The organism is Lentzea sp. NBC_00516 (genome assembly GCF_036346835.1).
Classification (GTDB): Bacteria; Actinomycetota; Actinomycetes; order Mycobacteriales; family Pseudonocardiaceae; genus Lentzea; species Lentzea sokolovensis.
Genome location: NZ_CP107840.1, coordinates 4,472,541 through 4,492,503, shown reverse-complemented (window position 1 = coordinate 4,492,503; position 19,963 = coordinate 4,472,541). Strand labels below are relative to the sequence as shown.

Below are 19,963 nucleotides of genomic sequence, written 5' to 3'. Positions count from 1 at the left end.
TCTGATCACATTGCGCTGCTTGTCCCACATCTTCTGGTCAATGCATTCACCCAGATGCGTCACATCCATCCGTGGTGAGACAGAACTTCACGGTGAATACGGCGATCCGGCCGCACAATGGTCACGCTTCGGCACACAATTGACGAGAGTCAACTGTTGATGTGGCAGTTCGGCCGACCTTTCCTCCACGCATGGGTGACTATGGCCCGGTCAGTGGGCCCCCGCGTAATGGTGGGGGTGGGCAGCGGTCCGCCAGATCGGCGGTTAATCTCTTGCAACTCGTCCACTGCAATCCAGTGTGCCGATGTCGCAACCACCGGGGAGAGGACTGAACACGGGTGGCCGGATTTCTGTTGCGGCGGTTGGTCAACTACGTGGTGCTCGCCCTTGTGGCGACGTTCCTCGCGTTCACGTTGGCCTCCGCCACCTTTGACCCGATCGGGGTGCTGCAACAACGCAACCCACCGCCACCGGCGGCGTCGATCGAGGCGAAGAAACGAGACCTGCACCTCGACCAGCCGATCCCGCAGCGGTTCGTCACGTGGATGGGCGGGGTGGTGCAGGGCGACTTCGGCCGCACGATCACCGATCGCCCGATCACCGACGAACTCGGCAGGCGCATCGGCGTGAGCTTGAGGTTGTTCCTGCTGGGCATCACGATCGGCATCCTGTTCGGCGTGCTGCTCGGTGTGGTGAGCGCGATCCGGCAGTACAAGTTCAGCGACTACTTCGCGACCCTGTTCAGCTTCATACTGCTGTCCACGCCGGTGTTCGTGCTGGGCACGCTGCTCAAGATGGGCGCTCAGGGGATCAACGACTCGATCGGCACCAACGTGCTGATCTTCGTCGGTGAGACGACACCCGGATTCCAGGGCAACTGGTTCGAGCACCTCGGCGACCGGCTGCAGCACCTGATCGTGCCGACGCTCGCGATCGCGCTCGGCCAGATCGCCTACTACAGCCGCTACCAGCGCTCGTCGATGCTCGACGTGCTCGGCAGCGACTTCCTGCGCACCGCCCAGGCCAAGGGGCTGACCCGCCGCAAGGCGCTGTTCAAGCACGGCCTGCGCACCGCGCTGATCCCGATGGCGACCCTGTTCGCGTTCGGTTTCGGCCTGCTCGTCGTCGGTGGCACGTTCACCGAGCGGATCTTCGGCTGGTTCGGCATGGGTGACTGGCTCGTCACCGGCATCTCGGCGCAGGACACGAACATCACCGCCACGGTGACGCTCTTCGTCGCGGTGTGCGTGCTGTTCTCCGGCTGGCTCGCCGACGTGCTGTACGCCGCGCTCGACCCCCGAATCCGCGTGAACTAGGCAAGGTGACGACGACGTGACCGTGATCCTCAACGAGGGGGACGCCGCCGGAACCACCGGCGCCGCCTCCGGTGGCCCCGTCGACGCGGCGCCCGAACCGGGCAAGGCGATGACGCGCGGCAGGCTCGTGTTCATCCGATTCATGCGCAACAAGCTGGCTCTGGTCGGCCTGGTGATCATCCTCGGCATGTACGTGATGGCGTTCGTGGGCCCGTTCCTGACGAAGTGGACCTACGACACCCAGGACTACAGCGCGTTCCTGGAGCCCCCGTACTCCGAGCACATCTTCGGCACCGACAAGATCGGTACCGACATGTTCGCGCTGACGATGCGCGGACTGCAGAAGTCGTTGATCATCGGCCTGCTCGTGGCGCTGATCTCGACCACCGTGGCCGCGATCGTCGGTGCGGCCGCCGGCTACTTCCTCGGTGTCGCCGACAAGACGCTCATGTGGGTCGTCGACCTGTTGCTGGTGCTGCCGTCGTTCCTGATCATCGCGATCCTGAGCCCCTGGTTCCGCGGCAAGTCGTGGTTCCTGCTGGTGCTGATGCTCGCGGCGTTCCAGTGGATGATCACCGCCCGCATCGTGCGCGGCATGACGCTGACGCTGAAGGAACGCGAGTTCGTGAAGGCGGCCAAGTTCATGGGCCAGCCGGCACGCAAGATCATCGCGAAGCACATCGTGCCGAACATGGCGTCGCTGCTCATCATCGACGCGACCATCAACGTCGGTTCCGCCGTGCTCGCCGAGACGGGCCTGAGCTACTTCGGGTTCGGCGTCCAGTCGCCCGACGTCTCGCTCGGCACCCTGATCGGCGGCAACGCCGAGTCCGCGACGACCTTCCCCTGGCTGTTCCTGTTCCCGGCGGGCTTCCTCGTCGTGTTCGTGCTGGCGGTGAACTGGGTCGGCGACGGGCTTCGTGACGCGCTCGACCCCACCTCCACGCGCGTGCGCCGCAAGGAGAAGAAGGACACCAAGGAGAAGGCCGCCTGATGACCACCTCGGAGCTTCAGTTCGACACTCCGGCCGACCCGGTCGCCAGCGGCCCGGTTCTGCAGGTCGAGGACCTTCACGTGTCCTTCCCCAGCGAGTCCGGACGCGTGCGGGCCGTGCGCGGCCTGAGCTACCACGTCTCGCCCGGCGAGGTCCTCGGCATCGTCGGCGAGTCCGGTTCGGGCAAGTCCGTGTCGTCGCTCGCCGTCATGGGCCTGCTGCCGTCCTCGGCGCGCATCACCGGTTCCATCAAGTTCCAGGGCCGTGAGCTCATCGGCCAGAACGACGCCGAGCTGTCGAGGATCCGCGGCCGCCGCATCTCGATGGTGTTCCAGGACCCGCTGTCCGCCCTGACGCCCGTCTTCACCGTGGGCGACCAGATCGCCGAGGCGATCCTGGTGCACCGCAAGGTGTCCAAGGCCGCCGCCGCCAAGCGCGCGGTCGAGCTGCTCGACCTCGTCGGCATCCCGAACGCCGTCGAGCGCGCCAAGGCGTTCCCGCACGAGTTCTCCGGCGGCATGCGGCAGCGCGCGGTGATCGCGATGGCGATCGCCAACGACCCCGACCTGATCATCGCCGACGAGCCGACCACCGCGCTCGACGTGACGGTGCAGGCGCAGGTGCTGCAGCTGATGGAGACCGCGCAGGAGGTCACCGGCGCGGGCATCGTGATCATCACCCACGACCTCGGCGTCGTCGCCGGGTTCGCGGACCGGCTGATGGTCATGTACGCGGGTCGCGCCGTCGAGACCGGCCTGGTCGACGACATCTACCAGCAGCCGCGCATGCCGTACACGCTCGGCCTGCTCGGCTCGATCCCGCGTCTCGACGTCAGCGAGAAGCAGGCGCTGGTGCCGATCAAGGGCCAGCCGCCGTCGCTCACGGACCTGCCGGACGGTTGCCCGTTCGCGCCGCGCTGCCCGATGGTCGTCGACGCCTGCCACACCTCCGAGCCTCCGCTCGTGGACGTGGACGGGTCGGCCGAGCACCGCGCCGCGTGCATCCGCACCAACGAGATCGCCGCGACCGACGCCGAGGGCGCCGAGGCCGCGGTCGAGATCTTCGGCGCCGAGGTGGCGGGTGAGCCCGAGGTCGCGAAGATCCCGCGCGAGCAGCGCGACGTCGTGCTGGGCCTCGACAACCTCGTCAAGGAGTACCCGGTCAACAAGGGCGTGGTGTTCAAGCGCCGCGTCGGCACCGTGCACGCGGTCGCTGGCATCACGTTCGACGTCCGCGAGGGCGAGACCCTGGGTCTCGTCGGCGAGTCGGGCTGTGGCAAGACCACGACGCTGATGGAGATCCTCAACCTCCAGAAGCCCATGGGCGGCGAGATCTCCGTGCTCGGCACGAAGTCGTCCGAAGTGGACACCAAGCGCCGCTTCGCGATCCGCCGCGACATGTCGGTCGTCTTCCAGGACCCGATGGCGTCGCTCGACCCGCGGCTGACGATCAACGACTGCATCGCCGAGCCGATGCAGGTCCACGGCTACACCAAGGACGAGATCAACCGGCGCGTTCCGGAACTGATGCGGCTTGTCGGCCTGCGTCCCGAGCAGCTGTCGCGCTACCCCGGTGAGTTCTCCGGCGGTCAGCGTCAGCGCATCGGCATCGCGCGGGCGCTCGCGCTCGAACCGAAGCTCGTCGTGCTCGACGAGCCGGTGTCGGCGCTGGACGTCTCCATCCAGGCGGGTGTCATCAACCTGCTGGAGGAGCTCAAGTCCAAGCTGGGCCTGGCCTACCTGTTCGTGGCACACGACCTGTCGGTGGTGCGCCACATCGCGGACCGGGTGGCCGTGATGTACCTCGGGAAGATCATCGAGATCGGCGAGGTGGACTCGGTGTTCGAGGCGCCGCGCCACCCGTACACGCAGGCTCTGCTGTCGGCGATCCCGATTCCCGACCCCGTCAAGGAACGTCAGCGGGAGAGGATCATCCTCACCGGCGACCTGCCGAGCCCGGCGAACCCGCCGTCCGGCTGCCGGTTCCGCACGCGGTGCTTCCTGCACGCCTCGCTGCCGCCCGAGCAGCAGCGCAAGTGCATCGAGGTCGAACCGCCGCGCGAAGTCCAGGCCCCCGACCACGAGGCCGCCTGCCACTTCGCCCAGATCCGTCAGGTGCTCTGATGCATCCGTCGCCTCAGAAGCCCTGCGAGCACGAAGGAACAGTGTCCCCGGCAACTGGTGTCCGGGCACGAGGGAGGTTCACGACAGTGAGTCGACGTACCAAGGTGGGTGTGACCGCGCTGGCCGTCGTCGCCCTCACGCTTACCGCGTGTGGGGGGCCCAGCAAGACCGACTCCGGGCTCAAGGGCGCGGACAACGCGATCGGCCAAGCGGACATCAACCCGCAGGACGCGGCCAAGGTCAAGGACGGCGGCGAGTTCCGCTGGCCGGTCGACCAGTTGCCGGACAACTGGAACTACAACCAGCTCGACGGCACCAACGCCGACGGTCGTCGCATGATCGACACCGTCATGCCGAACCTGTACAAGCAGAAGGCCGACGCCACGATCGACGTCAACAAGGACTACCTCGACGACGCGAAGCTCGCCTCCACCGACCCGCAGGTCCTCGAGTTCAAGATCAACTCGAAGGCCAAGTGGTCGGACGGCACCGCGCTGTCCTGGCAGGACTTCGAGGCGATGTGGAAGTCCCTCAACGGCACCGACAAGGCCTTCGAGGTCGCCGGCACCACCGGGTACGAGGACATCGAGAAGGTCGAGAAGGGCGCGTCCGACCAGGACGTCAAGGTGACCTTCAAGAAGAAGTTCGCCGAGTGGAAGGGCCTGTTCTCGCCCCTCTACCCGAAGGCCATGTCCTCCGCGGCCGAGGAGTTCAACAAGGGCTGGGCCGACCAGCCGAAGATCACCGCCGGTCCGTTCAAGATCGGCACGATCGACCGCACCGCCAAGACCGTCACGGTCGTGCGCGACAGCAACTGGTGGGGCGACAAGCCCAAGCTCGAGAAGTTCACGTTCCGTCAGGTCGACCGCCCCGCGCTCGCGGACGCGCTCGCCAACGGCCAGATCGACTTCTTCGACATCGGTTCGAGCGTCGACAACTTCACCCGCGCGAAGTCGATGCAGGGTGTGACGATCCGCCAGGCGATCACGCCGGACTACTCGCACATCACGTTCAACGGTGCGGACTCCTCGATCCTCAAGGACCCGAAGCTCCGCGTCGCCCTGATGAAGGGCATCGACACCAAGGTCATCTCCAAGGCGCTGCTCGGTCAGATGCTGAAGGGTGACGCTCAGGTCACCGGTAACCACTTCTTCCTGCTGGGTTCCGCCGGTTACAAGGACAACTCGGCCGTCGCCGCGTTCGACAAGGAAGCCGCGAAGAAGCAGCTCGACGACCTGGGCTGGAAGCTCGAGGGCGAGACGCGCAAGAAGGACGGCAAGGAGCTGGTGATCCGCTACATCATCCCGACTCCGAACCCGATCTCGGACCAGATCGCGAAGCTCACGCAGTCGCAGCTCAAGGAGGTCGGCGCCAAGGTCGACATCCAGGCCGTGCCGTCGACCGACTTCTTCAAGCAGTTCGTGAACGTCGGCAACTTCGACATGACCGGCTTCCGCTGGCTGGCCTCGGCCACGCCGATCTCGGACAGCAAGGGCATCTACTCCCTGGACCCGGCCAGCACCAACCAGAACTACGGCCGCATCGGTTCCGAAGAGGTCAACAAGCTGCTGGAGCAGGCCAACGGTGAGCTCGACGACACCAAGCGCCTGGAGCTGGCCAACGAGGCCGACAAGAAGATCTGGGAGCTGGGCGCCCAGCTGCCGCTGTACCAGCTGCCCGGCGCGGTCGCGGTGAAGAGCAACGTCGCCAACTTCGGTGCCGTCGCGTACGCGAACCGTCCGTACGACTACATCCACATGGGCTTCACCGAGTGATGATGTAGTTGGCTGTCGAACGGCCCGGCGGGTCTTTCCGCCGGGCCGTTTCTTTCTGTTTGGAGCTCGTCTTGCTGCGTTCCCGGGTTCGTGCGCTGCGTCATGGCCTCTTCGCCACGGCGGTCGTGCTGGTCGTGTGTTTCGTGGTCGCGTTGTTCTCGTGGCTGTCCTATTCGGACGATCGCGCGGTGCTGGCGTCGCTGACGTCCCGTGACACGGGTTCCGTGGTGTCCTTTTCGGACGGTGCGGTCGAGGTTCGGTCGCCGTCCGGGACCGCCCGCGTCGCGTACGAGAACGGCGCCCGGATCGTCGGGAAGCAGACCCAGGTGGCGTTCGACCCCGCAGACCCGTCCCGTGCGGTGATCCCGGGCTCGGACCTGTTCCTGGAGATCGACCGGGCGCTGGGCGGCGTGACGTTCTCCGTCGCGGTGGCGCTGCTGGTGGTCTTCGTCGGTGCGGTGAAGGTGCTGCTCGCGGTGCGGACAGCACGTTCTGCGGCGGTGACCGTGTCCGTGCGGCGGATCCGGCTGCAGTCGGGGCTGATGGTGCGGTCGTGGCTGGAGATCGATGGCCCGGTCGAGCGCTGGCTGCCCGTCTACTACGACCCCGTGCTCGTGACGCTGCCGTCGCCGGCCTCCGTCGAGCTGCGCGGCGGGCGGGTCGCCGTCATCGACGGCGTGACCCTCTACCCGTCCGGGCGCCCGGTGACCAAGCACCCGCGCGGCCGCCGTCTCGACAACCCCGTGCGGCCCGATCCGGAGACGCGCGCACCCCGTGGCCTGGCCGCGCAGTTGCGGGCCGACGCGGTGTTCATGGTGCCCGCGCCGGTCGTCGGCCTGTTCTGGGCCTACCTGGACGGCAGCGGGTTCACCGGCTGGATCACGGCCACGGTGATCGCCGGGGTGCTCGGTCTGTGGTGGGGCGCTTTCCGGGGTTCCGACCCTTCGTAATGCTTTGTGCTCGGTGAGCGACCTTCCGGTAGGAGGCCGCTATGACTGACGTCAGACTGCGCGTCCACGAGGACGGGGCCGACGACGAACGCATCGAGCAGCTGACCGTCTTCCTGCGGTCCGAGCTGAGCGAACTAGTCCCTCTGTCCGGTGTTCCCGGCGAGGCTCCCGAAGGCGCCAAGGCCCTCGACGTGGCCGAGCTCGGCACGCTGCTGACCACGATCTCCCAGTCCACGGTCCTGGCCGCGCTGATCACCGCCGTGTCGTCGTGGCTGGGCCAGCGGCGCGGGCGTTCCGTGACGGTCGAGGCCGACGGCGAGGCCCTGGAACTCACCGGCGCGCCGACGAAGGCGGAACTGGCGGAGCGGTCCGCGTGGCTCGGCAGACATCTCCACCGCTACGCCCTGATCATCGCGAGCCACGAGTTCGCCGACCCCGGCCTGTCGTCGTTGCGCGCCCCCGCCCACGACGCCGCACGCCTGGGCGAGGTGCTGGCGAACCCGCGCATCGGCGGGTTCCACGTGCGCACCCTGATCAACTCGCCGGCCGCCGAGGTGAACGAGGCCGTCGAGGACTTCTTCGCCGACCGCGAGCCCGACGACCTCCTGGTGCTCCACTTCTCCGGCCACGGCGTCAAGGACGAGGCGGGCGAACTCCACTTCGCCACGTCGAGCACCAAACTCTCCCGCCTCGCGGGCACCGCCGTGGGCGCGGACTTCGTGGCCCGCCGCATGAACCGCTCCCGCTCCCGCCGCATCGTGCTGCTGCTGGACTGCTGCTACTCCGGGGCGTTCGGCCGGGGCATGGTCGCCCGCGCGGGCGGCACCATCGGCCTGGAAGAACAGTTCGGCGGCAGCGGCCGCGCCGTCATCACGGCCTCGTCGGCGATGGAGTACGCCTTCGAGGGCGCCGCGGTCGCGGACTCGTCCGAGGGCGAACCCTCGGTCTTCACCTCGGCACTGGTGGAGGGCCTGGAATCGGGCGACGCCGACCGCGACCAGGACGGCCACGTGGGCCTCGACGAACTCTACGAGTACGTCTACGACCGCGTCCGCCGAGTCACCCCGCACCAGACGCCCGGCAAGTGGATGCTCGACGTGCGAGGCGACCTGCGCATAGCCCGCCGCGCCCGCCCGGTCACGGTGCCGGCCGCCCTGCCCGCCGAACTGCGCGACGCGATCGACCACTCGCTGCCGGGCGTGCGGGCCGGCGCGATCCCGGAACTGCGCCGCATGCTGTCGGTCGCGCACGAGGGACGGGTGCTGGCGGCCCGGCTCGCGTTGCGGGGGCTGCTGGAGGACGACAGCCGCATGGTGGCGTCGGCGGCCCGCGAGGCGCTGGGAGAGAAGCCCACGCCGGTCATCCCGCCCTCGTCGACCGCCGCACCCACGCAGGCCACCACACGCGGGCCGGCCACCGAGCACGTGCCGGCCGCAGCCGCCGCGTCGACTCCCCGGCCCGTGTCGACCACCGCTGCCGTGCCGACCCCCACGCCCTTGCCGACCACCGCGCCAACGGCGACCACCGCACCCGCGCCGACGTCGAAGCTGCCGACCAGGGACGACCTCACCGCGCGAAAACTGTCGGTGCCTCCTGAGACGATGGGAGTGGGGGATTCGGCCTCCCCGGGGGTCGACGAGGCGGAATCGATTCCGAAAAGGCCGAAGCGGACCTTGCTCACCGCGTCCGGCTCGGGCTCGTCCGCCTCCACCTCGATTCCCCGGCGGACACCGGACACCACAGCAGCCGATTCCGCGGCGGACACCGCCGCGACTGGCGACTCCGCAGCCGCCGACTCCAAGCCCTTCTCCCGAGCCACCGTCACGACCGTCCTGCCCCGCCTGGCCGCGGGCCTGGCCCTGGCGCTCCTGCTCGTAGGCCTGATGGAGATCCCCGGCGGCATCCTCAGGGGCCTCGACGCCGGCCCCAACACCTTCGTGTTCGCCGCGGCCTGGCCGTGGGCCCTGGTGGCGGCGCTGTTCGTGATCACCTGCCGCGACCACCCGTGGGTGCCGGGTGCCGCGCTGGGCCTGCTGGCCGGCACGACGGGCCTGTTCATCGGCGGCGACACCACGCTCACCTGGATCCCGTTGGCGCTGGCGGCCACGGCCCTGGCCGTCGCGTGCACGACGACCCCGTGGTGGCTGGCGGCGGCAGGAGGCGCGCTGGGTGCGGTGGGCGTCTACCTGATCGCGTACGCGGCCCACGACCTGACGCCGATCAACGACGACGGTGAGGAGCTGACGCTGTTCGCGGTAGCGGCCGCCCTCGTCTGCCTCGCGGCCTACCGCGTCTGGCGGGAGCGGTGGTGGCCTGGTGCGGTCGCCCCGGCCCTGTTGCTGCTGGACGCGGTTCTGATGCTGTCGGCGGACGTCCCGTCATTCGTCACGCACGCGAGCCTGGCGGGCCTGGTCGTGATCCCGCTGGTCGCCGCCCTGACCACCGGCCCGGCGAGACTGGCCGCCTATGTCGCCATCGCGGCCGGACTGCTGGTGCGCGCCAACGACTACGTGTCCGCCAACGAGCCGTCGTTCACCAGCGTCGCCCACGTGACGTTGCCACTCGCGGCCGCGGTCGTCGCCTACTTCTCGCGCTCCCGCTGAGCCTTGCGCCGCTTGCCCTCGTGCATCGCGACGACGCGGGCGACCGGGATGGTGTGCCCTTCGGCGACCAGGTCGTCGGGCAGGCGTTGCGGCTTCGGCATCAGCGACGCCCACGGGTCGCCCTCGAACCGGGTCTTGATCGTGAAGTCGGCCGGGGTGACGTCCTTCAACGACTCCCATGGCACGGGGAACGAGATAGGCAGGCCCTCGCGCAGCCGGGGGCTGTAGGCGGCGACGACCGTGGCACCCCAGGCGCGCGTCGAGTCGAGGAACACCTTCCCGCCCCGCTCGGCCCGGATGTACGCGGTGGTCGCCAGCGAGGGGTCGAGCTTCTCCGCCCGCACCGCCACCGCGCGCGTCGCCGCGGCCACGTCGTCGGGGGAGTGCTCCTCCAACGGCACGAAGATGTGCACGCCCTTGGCGCCACTCGTCTTCACGATGCTTTCCAGACCGGCCTCGACCAGCGCCTCGCGAATCAGCAACGCCGAACCGACCACGACGTCGAAACCGGCGCCCTCCGGCGGATCGATGTCGAGCACCATGTGGGTCTGGTGGTGGTCCTCGCCGAAGTGGTCACCGAGGTACAGCGGCACGTGGTACTCGACCGCGCGCTGGTTCGCGAACCACATGAGCGTCTGCTCGTCGTCGCAGATCGCGTACTTGATCTTGCGGTGCGACGCCTCCGCCCAGACCTCGACGGTCTTCACGTACGAAGGCGTGTACTTGGGGACGTTCTTCTGCATGAACGGGTCCTGGCCGCGCAGGATCCGCCACACCGACAGCTGCCTCCCGGCCAGCACCGGCACGAACCTGTCCGCCACGAAGTCCAGGTACTCCACCAGGTCGCCCTTGAGCAGCCCGCCGAACAACGGCTGGTCGAGCGACGAGAACTTCAGCGGGCTACTGCTCATCAGGAACCTCGAGTTCGTCACGGGCGGCCCACTCCAGCAGCGGTTCGATCGACCACACTGCGTCGTCGATCCCGGCGTGCAGGTCGCCCAGTTCGGCATAGCGCTTCGGCACGGTGGCGATGGTGAAGTCGTGCGGGTCGACGTCCGGGATCTCGTCCCAGCGGATCGGCGTCGACACCGTCGCCTCCGGATAGCCGCGCACCGAGTAGGCGCTGGCGATCGTCCGGTCACGCGTGTTCTGGTTGTAGTCCACGAACACCAGCGACGGGTCGCGGTCCTTGCGCCACCACGTCGTCTCGACGTCGTCGGGCGCGCGTCGTTCGACCTCGTGCGCGAACGCCAAAGCCGCCTTTCGTACGTCCTGGAACCCGAAGTCGGGCTTGATCCGCACGTAGATGTGCAGGCCTTTCGACCCGGACGTCTTCGGGAACCCCGTCGCGCCCAGGTCGGCGAGGACCTCCTGCACCACCAGCGCCACCCGCCGCACGCGGTCGAACGTGCACGTCGGGCCGGGGTCGAGGTCGATGCGCCACTCGTCGGGCTTCTCGGTGTCCGCGGCGCGCGAGTTCCACGGGTGGAACTCCACTGTGGACATCTGCACCGCCCAGATCACGTCCGCGAGGTGCGTGACGCACAGTTCGTCGGCGTGCCGGTTGTAGCGCGGAAAATGCACCCGCACGGTCCGCACCCACGGTGGCGCGCCGTTCGGAAGCCTTTTCTGGTGCACTTTCTCGCCCATGACGCCCTCGGGGAACCGGTGCAGCATGCACGGCCGTTCCCGCAGCGCGCGGACGATTCCGTCGCCGACGGACAGGTAGTAGTTCGCGAGATCCAGTTTCGTCTCGCCGCGCGCGGGAAAGTAGACGCGGTCGGGGTTGGAGATCCGCACGACGCGGTCCTCCACCTCGAGCTCCACAGCCGGGGACTTGCCCATGCCGTCCAACCTAACTCTTCCGAGGCGTTTCCTCAGTGCAAACGGTGCTTGCATCGACGCCGTGGCCTCCACACTCGACACCGATCTCTGGTTCCGGCGACTCTCCGAGGCGCCTCCTGACGCACCTCGGCTGGTGTGCTTCCCGCACGCGGGCGGCTCGGCGAGCTGGTACCAGCCGTTCGCGCGGCACTTCGAAGGACGGGCCGAACTGGTCGCGGTCCAGTACCCGGGACGGCAGGACCGCAGGTCAGAGCCATTGATCGACGACATCCGCACACTGGCCGGCCAGATCGCGCCCCTGCTGACCCGTGATCGCCCGCTGCACCTGTTCGGGCACAGCATGGGCGCGATGATCGCGTTCGAGGTGGCGCTGCGGCACGAACCGGACCACCTGTTCGTCTCCGGCCGCCGCGCGCCGCAGCTCGTCCGTGACGACCGCGTGCACCAGCGCGACGACGCCGGCCTGATCGCCGAGGTCCGCAAGCTCGCGGGCACGAACGCACGGGTGTTCGACGACGAAGAACTGGTGCGGATGGTGCTGCCGGCGATCCGCGCCGACTACCGGGCCGCCGAGACCTACCGCTACCGGCAGGGCCCGGCGCTGCGGTGCCCGCTCACGGCGCTGACCGGCGACGCCGACCCGAAGGCGTCGGTGGACGAGGTGGGGCGGTGGCGTGAGCGCACGACCGGTGATTTCACGCTCAAGGTGTTCCCCGGCGGCCACTTCTTTCTGTCCGACAACAGAAGCGCGCTCGTGGACTTCGTTTCCGGCGAATCCCCTAGTGCCTGAACCCCTAATTTTGCAAGGGATTCAGGTCCGTCCCGTGTCGGACCACGCGGTAAGGCGATGAGAGGAAACGGGATGGCCAAGCGGGCACTGATCACCGGGATCACCGGTCAGGACGGGTCGTACCTCGCGGAGCACCTGCTCAAGCAGGGCTACGACGTGTGGGGACTCGTCAGGGGACAGGCGAACCCGCACAAGATGCGGGTGTCGCGGCTCATGTCGGAACTGTCCTTCGTGGACGGTGACCTGATGGACCAGGCCTCGCTGGTGTCCGCTGTGGACCTGGTGCAGCCGGACGAGGTCTACAACCTGGGCGCCATCTCGTTCGTGCCGATGTCGTGGCAGCAGGCCGAGCTCGTCACCGAGGTCAACGCCATGGGCGTGCTGCGCGTGCTGGAGGCGATCCGCATCGTCTCGGGCCTGTCCAGCAGCCGCCACAACGGCGCCTCCGCCAAGAACATCCGCTTCTACCAGGCGTCGTCGTCGGAGATGTACGGCAAGGCCGCCGAGACGCCGCAGCGCGAGACCACGATCTTCCACCCCCGCAGTCCCTACGGCGTGGCGAAGGCCTACGGGCACTTCATCACGCGCAACTACCGCGAGTCGTTCGGCATGTACGCGGTCGGCGGCATCCTGTTCAACCACGAGTCGCCACGCCGCGGCGCGGAGTTCGTGACCCGCAAGATCTCCCTCGGCGTCGCGAAGATCGCGCAGGGCCTGCAGGACAAGCTGGCGCTGGGCAACCTGGACGCGTTGCGCGACTGGGGTTTCGCGGGTGACTACGTCCGCGCGATGCACATGATGCTGCAGCAGGAGGAGCCCACGGACTACGTCGTCGGCACCGGCGAGATGCACTCGGTGCGCGACGCCGTGCGCCTCGCGTTCGAGCACGTCGGCCTCAACTGGGAGGACTACGTCTACATCGACCCGGTGCTGGTCCGCCCGGCCGAGGTCGAGATCCTGTGCGCCGACACCACCCGCGTGCGCGGCGAGCTCGGCTGGAAGCCCGAGGTCGACTTCTCGGCGCTGATGAAGATGATGGTGGAGGCCGACCTCAAGCACGTCGCCACCGAGCACCAGTACGGCGAACTGCTGGCCGCCGCCAGCTGGTAGATCCACCCTCCCGGGATCCACAGCCGCTGTAGTTCGCGGCTGTGGATCTTTTTTCGCTGTCCTGGATGAAGCTGCGTGACGCTGTGCGGGAGCTGCCCGCCGAGGGAACGGGACGGCGCGCCCCGACCGAAGCGGAGCGCGCCGAACTGGAGATCCCGTTGGTCCTAGGCCGAGTACAGCCGGGCGTAGAAGCCCCTGGCGGCCATCAGTTCCTCGTGCGTGCCGCGTTCCACCACGGCGCCCTGGTCCATCACGACGATCAGGTCGGCGCCCCGGATCGTGGACAACCGGTGCGCGATCACGAAGCTCGTCCGTCCCGCCCGCAGCGACGTCATCGCCTGCTGGATCAGGACTTCCGTGCGGGTGTCGATGGACGACGTGGCCTCGTCCAGAAGCAGGATCGCGGGCTGGGCGAGGAACGCGCGCGCCAGCGTGATCAGCTGCCGTTCGCCCGCGGACAACCCGCCGTGCTCCTCGTCGAGGACCGTGTCGTAGCCGTCGGGCAGCGACCGCACGAACCGGTCCACGCACATGGCCTTCGCGGCCTCGATGACCTCGTCGCGCGTCGCCCCCGGACGTCCGTAGGCGATGTTCTCGGCGATCGTGCCCTCGAACAGCCACGTGTCCTGCGAGACCAGCCCGATGGCCGAGCGGAGCTCCTCGCGGGTCAGCGACGTGATGTCCGTGCCGTCCAGCAGGATCCGGCCGCCGTCGAGCTCGTAGAACCGCAGCAGCAGGTTGCCGAGCGTCGTCTTGCCGGCGCCGGTCGGCCCGACGATGGCGACGAGCCTGCCGGGCGCCGCGGACAGCGACAGATCGTCGATCAACGGCTTGTCGGGCGTGTAGCGGAAGGAGACGCGGGAGAACTCGACGTGCCCGCGCACTGGCGAGACGGTCGCGGGCCTGGCGGGCGCCGGTGACTGCTCCGGCTCGTCCAGCAGCTCGAACACCCGCTCGGCCGAGGCGATGCCGGACTGCAGCTGGCCGGAGAAGTTCGCGACGTCGATGATCGGCCGCGAGAACATGCCGGAGTACTGGATGAACGCCTGCACATCACCGATCGACACCGAGCCCGACGCGACCCGCAGCGCGCCGACGACGGCGACCAGCACGTAGTTGAGGTCGGTGATGAACCGGGTCGCGGGCCCGATCAGCCCGGAGATGGCCTGCGCGCTGAACGATGATCGGTACATCGTGTCGTTGCGCCCGGCGAACTCCCGCGCGGCCTGCTCCTGGCGGCCGAACGCGGTGATCAGCGCGTGGCCGCTGTACATCTCCTCGACGTGCGCGTTCAAGGCTCCCGTCGACTGCCACTGCTCGGCGAACTTCGGCATGGCGCGCTTGGAGATCCACGCGGCCAGCGCCAGCGCGATCGGCACGCAGATCAGCACCAGCACGGCGAGCTGCACGGAGATCACCAGCATGATCGCCAGCACGCCGAACACCGAGATGACCGACGTGAGCATCTGCCCGATCGACAGCTGCACGGTCCGTTGCAGGTTGTCGACGTCGTTGGAGACGCGGGAGAGGATCTCGCCGCGCGGGTTGCGGTCGAAGTAGGCCAACGGGAGCCGGGTGAGCTTCGCGTCGATCTCCTCGCGCAGCTTGAAGACCGCGTGTTGCACGATGGTGTTGACGACCCGGCCCTGCATCAGCATCGACACCGACCCGATGAGGTACAGGCCGAGGATCAGCAGCAGCAACTTGCCGAGCGTGTCGAAGTCGACGCCCTGGCCGGGCACGAAGTCGACGGTGCTGATGACGTTCGCGAGGGTGTCCTTGCCCTCGGCCCGCAGCTGGGCGAGGACCTGTTCCTCGGTGGCGCCCGCGGGCAGGCCGCGGCTGACGAGGCCGGTGAAGATGAGGTCGGTGGCGCGGCCGAGCAGGATCGGGCCGAGCAGGTTGAGCCCGATCGTCACGACCGCGAGCAGTCCGATGATCACGAGCTTGCCCCGGTACGGCACCAGCCGCGCGAACAGTCGCCGGGTGGTGCTGGGTTTCTTCGGTTCCGCGATCTCGGACCGGACTTCGGGATCGGCGAGCAGGGTCATCGGACGGTCCCTCCGACTGGCTGGGAGAGAGCGATCTCCCGGTAGGTCTGGTTGGTGCCGATCAGCTCGGCGTGCGTGCCGGAGCCGACGACCTGGCCGTCCTCCAGCACGATGACCCGCGACGCCGCCTCGACCGTGCTGATCCGCTGGGTGACCAGCAGAATCGTCGCGTCGTGGAGCTCACGGTCGAGGGCGTCGCGCAGCCGTGCCTCGGTACCGAGGTCGAGTGCGGAGAAGCAGTCGTCGAGCAGGTAGATCTCGGGCCGCCGCACCAATGCGCGTGCGATGGCGAGGCGCTGCCTCTGTCCACCGGAGACGGTCGAGCCGCCCTGCGAGATCGGCGCGTCGAGCCCGAGCGGCCGGACGAACTCGGCGGCCTGCGCGATCTCCAGCGCGTGCCACAGTTCCTCGTCGGTCGCGTCCTCCTTGCCGTACCGGAGGTTGGACGCGATGGTGCCGCTGAACAGGTGGGCCTTCTGCGGCACGTACCCGACGATCCGGTGCAGCGTCAGCGGATCGAGGTCGCGGATGTCGGTGTCGTTGACCATCACCTGGCCGCCGGTGACGTCGTAGAGCCGCAGTGCCAGCGACAACAGCGTCGACTTGCCGCTACCGGTGCTGCCGAGGATCGCGACCGTCTCGCCCGGCCGGGCGGTGAGGCTGACGTCCCGCAGCACAGGCTTCTCCGCGCCGGGGTAGCCGAACGTGGCGGCGCGCAGTTCCAGATGCCCGCGCGTGGCCATCTCCGTGATGGGTGTTTTCGGCCTGGCGATGCTCGACTCGGCCAGCAGGACCTCGTTCACGCGGTTCGCGGACACGGCGGCGCGCGGGGCCTCGGTGAACACGAGCATCGCCATGATGATCGCGATGATGATCAACGTGACATAGGACAGCAACGCGAGCAGCGCGCCGAGCTGCATGGTCCCGTCGTCGATGCGATGACCGGACAACCAGATGATGCCGATCGTCAGCACGTTCATCACGGTCATGACCATCACCGGCATCGTCGCCATGATCCGCCCGACCCGTCGCGATGTTCCGTACAGGTCACCGTTGGTGGCGTCGAACCGGCCGCGTTCGTGCTGGTCACGGACGAACGCGCGGATCACCCGAACACCGATGATCTGCTCGCGCAGCAGGTGGTTGATGCGGTCGAGATAGCTCTGCATGGCCTTGTAGAACGGCGACAGCCGCTTGAGCATCAACGTCAGACCGGCGATCACGATGACGACCAGCGCTATCAGGATCATCGACACCGGAACGTCCTGCACCAGAGCCAGAGCGACACCGCCGACGCACATGATGATCGCCGACACGGCGACGTCGGCGGTCGTGAGCACGATGCTCTGGACCTGCCCGACGTCGTTGACGGTCCTGGTGATCAGCGACGGCGCGCCGATCTGGTCGACCTCCCGCGCCGACAGGGTCATGACCTTGCGGAACACCTTGTCGCGCAGGTCCCGGCCGAGGCCGGCGGACATGCGGGAACTGAGCAGCATCGCGCCGCTCGCGGTGAGGATCTGCACCGCCGCGACCCCGAGCATCGTGAGGCCGGTGCCCCAGATGTAGCCGGCGTCGCCGAGGAGCACGCCGTTGTCGATGATCTGCGCGTTGAGCGTGGGCAGCAGCAGGGTCGCGGCGGTCTGGACCAGCTGGAGCACCACCAGGAGCACGAGTGTTCCCCGGTACGGCCGGAGGTGGTGGTTCAGGAATCGGGCGAGCACACGACCCAGCACACCTCAGCGGACGCACCGGCAATCCCTAGACTTGCAGGGCTCGTTTCTCTCGGGCATTCCCTAGGGCCGGTCCTCCTACCTTGAGGTGCATGAGCGAAATCCTGAGCGCCATCGAATCTGACGACGCGGTGGCGCGGGACTTCGAGGCGCTCCCGGTGCCGGAGAGCTATCGCGCAGTGGTGGTCGAGGAGAGCGACGCCGACATGTTCGCGGGCCTCCCGACCTGGGAGAAGGACCCGCGGCGGTCGCTGAAGATCCGCGACGTCGCGACACCCGAGCTGGCGCCCGGTGAGGCGTTGGTCGCCGTGATGGCGTCCGCGATCAACTACAACACCGTGTGGACGTCGATCTTCGAACCCGTGTCGACGTTCGGGTTCCTTCGTCGCTTGGGCGGCAAGCACCACCTGCCGTACCACGTCGTGGGCTCCGACCTCGCCGGTGTCGTGCTGCGCGTCGGACCCGGTGTTTCCGTGTGGAAGCCGGGCGACCGCGTCGTCGCGCACTGTCTGGACGTGCCGTTGGAACGCCCGGACGGGCACAACGACACGATGCTGGACCCGCAGCAGCGGATCTGGGGCTTCGAGACGAACTTCGGCGGCCTGGCCGATCTCGCGCTGGTCAAGGCGAACCAGCTGATGCCGAAGCCCGAGCACCTGACGTGGGAGGAGGCCGCCTCGCCCGGTCTGGTCAACTCCACCGCGTACCGCCAGCTCGTGTCCGTCAACGGCGGCAACATGAAGCAGGGCGACACGGTGCTGATCTGGGGTGCGTCCGGCGGTCTGGGTTCCTACGCCACGCAGTTCGCGTTGAACGGCGGTGCGACCCCTGTCTGCGTCGTGTCCTCGCCGGACAAGGCGGAGATCTGCCGGTCCATGGGCGCGGAGCTGATCATCGATCGTTCGGCGGAGGGCTACAGGTTCTGGAAGAACGAGCACGAGCAGGACCCGCGGGAGTGGAAGCGGTTCGGCGCGCGTATCCGTGAGCTGACCGGTGGCGAGGACCCGGACATCGTGTTCGAGCACCCCGGCCGGGAGACGTTCGGTGCTTCGGTGTTCGTGGCGCGCAAGGGCGGCAAGATCGTCACCTGCGCCTCCACCTCGGGATATCTGCACCAGTACGACAACCGCTATCTGTGGATGAACCTGAAGAGCATCGTCTCGTCGCACTTCGCGAACTACCGCGAGGCGTGGGAGGCGAACCGGTTGGTGGCCAAGGGAAAGATCCACCCGACACTGTCCAGGGTGTACTCGCTCGACGAGACGGGGCAGGCCGCGCACGACGTGCACCGCAACGCCCACCAGGGCAAGGTCGGAGTGCTGTGCCTGGCGCCGTCCGAGGGTCTCGGGGTGCTGGACCACGAGCTGCGCGGCAGAAACATCGACGCGATCAACCGATTCCGCTCCTCTTAGTGAAGGTTCCCGCTATGACGGAAGAAGTAATCGCGCCGGCTTCGGCGTGCCCGTTCCCCTTCGCCCGTGATCCGCAGAACCCGCTCGACCTGCCGCCGGAGTACGCCCGGTTGCGCGCCGACAGGCCGGTGCAGAAGGTGACGACACCGGCGGGCGACACGGCGTGGCTCGTGGCCAGGTACACGGATGTGCGCGCTCTTCTCGCTGACACAGAACGGTTCTCGGCCGAGGTGATGAACCCCGGCTATCCGCGTTACCTGTTCCCGGTCGATCCGCAGCCGGGCGCGTTCGTCACCGTCGACCCGCCCGATCACACCCGGTACCGCCGCATGATCATGTCGATGTTCACCAAGAAGCGGGCCGAGGAAGTCCGTCCCTCGGTGCAGAAGCTGGTGGATGAGCGGATCGACGCGCTGCTGAAGGGCCCGCTGCCGGTCGACCTGGTCACGCATTTCGCGCGCCCGATCCCGTTGACCGTCGTGTGCGAACTGCTCGGCGTCCCCTACAAGGACCGCCTCGCGTTCGGCCGCTGGATCAACACCCTCGTCGAGACAACGTCGTCACAGGCCCACCGCAACGCCGCGGCCGGCGCCCTGTTCGGCTACCTGACGAAGCTCGTGGCACAGAAGGAGAAATCGCCCACCGACGACGTGCTCGGCCGGTTGGTCGTGAACCAGATGGCCGCGGGCGAGCTGAAACGCGAAGAGGCCGTCGTCATCGGCATGATGCTGCTGTCGGCCGGCTACGACACCACCGCGTCGTCGATCGCGCTGAGCATCCTGACGCTGCTGGAACACCCGGAGCAACTCGTGAAGCTGCGCGAGAGCCCGGACCTCGTGGTCGGCGCCGTCGAGGAACTGTTGCGGCATCAGAACGTGATGCAGTGCGGTGTCGGCCGGGTGGCCCGGGTGGACCTGGAGATCGCCGGTCAGCCGATCAAGGCGGGGGAGGGGATCATCGCCCTGCTCTCGTCCGCGGACCGCGACGAGAGCGTGTACTCGGATGCCGACAAGCTCGACATCACGCGCCAGGACTCGACGCCGCTGGCGTTCGGGCACGGCATCCACAGCTGCATCGCGAAGTTCCTGTCCCGCGTGGAACTCCAGGTGGCGTTGCTGACGCTGATCACCCGCATCCCGACTTTGGCGTTGGCCAAGCCGGCGGAGGAACTCCGGTTCCGCGACGGCGCCATCGTCTACTCGCTGCGGGAGCTTCCCGTTACCTGGTAAGAGCTTCGTCGTTCAGGGGCACCCCTCGCCGC

General features: G+C 68.0%; 14 protein-coding genes. 10 read left to right on the top strand and 4 right to left on the bottom strand.

Going from position 1 to position 19,963, the window contains the following annotated elements; genetic code table 11:
* Window positions 1-338: 338 nt before the first annotated feature.
* The 6 genes from OG205_RS19425 (at window position 339) to OG205_RS19400 (ending at window position 9,761) form a co-directional block, all read left to right on the top strand.
* Window positions 339-1,316, top strand: a complete 978-nt coding sequence (locus OG205_RS19425) for an ABC transporter permease (protein WP_090068720.1) — start codon at window positions 339-341, stop codon at window positions 1,314-1,316.
* Between the two features lie 16 nt (window positions 1,317-1,332).
* Window positions 1,333-2,310, top strand: a complete 978-nt coding sequence (locus OG205_RS19420) for an ABC transporter permease (RefSeq protein WP_330277643.1) — start codon at window positions 1,333-1,335, stop codon at window positions 2,308-2,310.
* Entirely contained in the window at window positions 2,310-4,433 is a 2,124-nt protein-coding gene (locus OG205_RS19415; RefSeq protein ID WP_330277642.1) for an ABC transporter ATP-binding protein, read from the top strand. The genes OG205_RS19420 and OG205_RS19415 overlap by 1 nt, the downstream gene beginning before the upstream one ends.
* Window positions 4,434-4,519: 86 nt before the next feature.
* Window positions 4,520-6,208 carry an ABC transporter family substrate-binding protein gene (locus OG205_RS19410; RefSeq protein WP_330277641.1) on the top strand — a complete coding sequence of 563 codons (1,689 nt, stop codon included), beginning with the start codon at window positions 4,520-4,522 and terminating at the stop codon, window positions 6,206-6,208.
* 71 nt (window positions 6,209-6,279) lie between these two features.
* The gene (locus tag OG205_RS19405) at window positions 6,280-7,158 is read left to right on the top strand and encodes a hypothetical protein (protein WP_330277640.1); all 879 of its coding nucleotides are present in this window, start codon (window positions 6,280-6,282) and stop codon (window positions 7,156-7,158) included.
* Window positions 7,159-7,199: 41 nt separating this feature from the next.
* Window positions 7,200-9,761: an effector-associated constant component EACC1 gene (locus tag OG205_RS19400; RefSeq protein WP_330277639.1), complete on the top strand. Its 2,562-nt coding sequence runs from the start codon at window positions 7,200-7,202 to the stop codon at window positions 9,759-9,761.
* On the opposite strand, the gene OG205_RS19395 is transcribed toward OG205_RS19400, so the two are convergent.
* Window positions 9,740-10,672, bottom strand: a complete 933-nt coding sequence (locus tag OG205_RS19395; RefSeq protein ID WP_330277638.1) for a DNA polymerase domain-containing protein — start codon at window positions 10,670-10,672, stop codon at window positions 9,740-9,742. The two genes, OG205_RS19400 and OG205_RS19395, sit on opposite strands and share 22 nt — an antisense overlap.
* Entirely contained in the window at window positions 10,662-11,606 is a 945-nt protein-coding gene (gene ligD / locus OG205_RS19390; protein ID WP_330277637.1) for a non-homologous end-joining DNA ligase, read from the bottom strand. The genes OG205_RS19395 and ligD overlap by 11 nt, the downstream gene beginning before the upstream one ends.
* A 61-nt stretch (window positions 11,607-11,667) precedes the next feature.
* Here ligD and OG205_RS19385 point away from each other — a divergent pair, with 61 nt between their 5' ends.
* Together OG205_RS19385 and OG205_RS19380 are read left to right on the top strand one after the other, a co-directional pair.
* Window positions 11,668-12,396 carry a thioesterase II family protein gene (locus OG205_RS19385; protein WP_330277636.1) on the top strand — a complete coding sequence of 243 codons (729 nt, stop codon included), beginning with the start codon at window positions 11,668-11,670 and terminating at the stop codon, window positions 12,394-12,396.
* A 72-nt stretch (window positions 12,397-12,468) separates the two neighbouring features.
* Window positions 12,469-13,506, top strand: a complete 1,038-nt coding sequence (locus OG205_RS19380) for a GDP-mannose 4,6-dehydratase (RefSeq protein ID WP_330277635.1) — start codon at window positions 12,469-12,471, stop codon at window positions 13,504-13,506.
* A 164-nt stretch (window positions 13,507-13,670) separates the two neighbouring features.
* On the opposite strand, the gene OG205_RS19375 is transcribed toward OG205_RS19380, so the two are convergent.
* Window positions 13,671-15,557 carry an ABC transporter ATP-binding protein gene (locus OG205_RS19375; protein WP_330277634.1) on the bottom strand — a complete coding sequence of 629 codons (1,887 nt, stop codon included), beginning with the start codon at window positions 15,555-15,557 and terminating at the stop codon, window positions 13,671-13,673.
* Window positions 15,554-17,281, bottom strand: a complete 1,728-nt coding sequence (locus OG205_RS19370; RefSeq protein WP_330277633.1) for an ABC transporter ATP-binding protein — start codon at window positions 17,279-17,281, stop codon at window positions 15,554-15,556. Before OG205_RS19370 ends, OG205_RS19375 begins: the two co-directional genes overlap by 4 nt.
* Before the next feature lie 101 nt (window positions 17,282-17,382).
* On the opposite strand from OG205_RS19370, the gene ccrA reads away from it, so the two are divergent.
* Together ccrA and OG205_RS19360 are read left to right on the top strand one after the other, a co-directional pair.
* Complete coding sequence (gene ccrA, locus OG205_RS19365) at window positions 17,383-18,702, top strand: crotonyl-CoA carboxylase/reductase (RefSeq protein WP_330277632.1); 1,320 nt, start codon at window positions 17,383-17,385, stop codon at window positions 18,700-18,702.
* A 14-nt stretch (window positions 18,703-18,716) separates the two neighbouring features.
* Window positions 18,717-19,931, top strand: a complete 1,215-nt coding sequence (locus OG205_RS19360; RefSeq protein ID WP_330277631.1) for a cytochrome P450 — start codon at window positions 18,717-18,719, stop codon at window positions 19,929-19,931.
* Window positions 19,932-19,963: the final 32 nt, after the last annotated feature.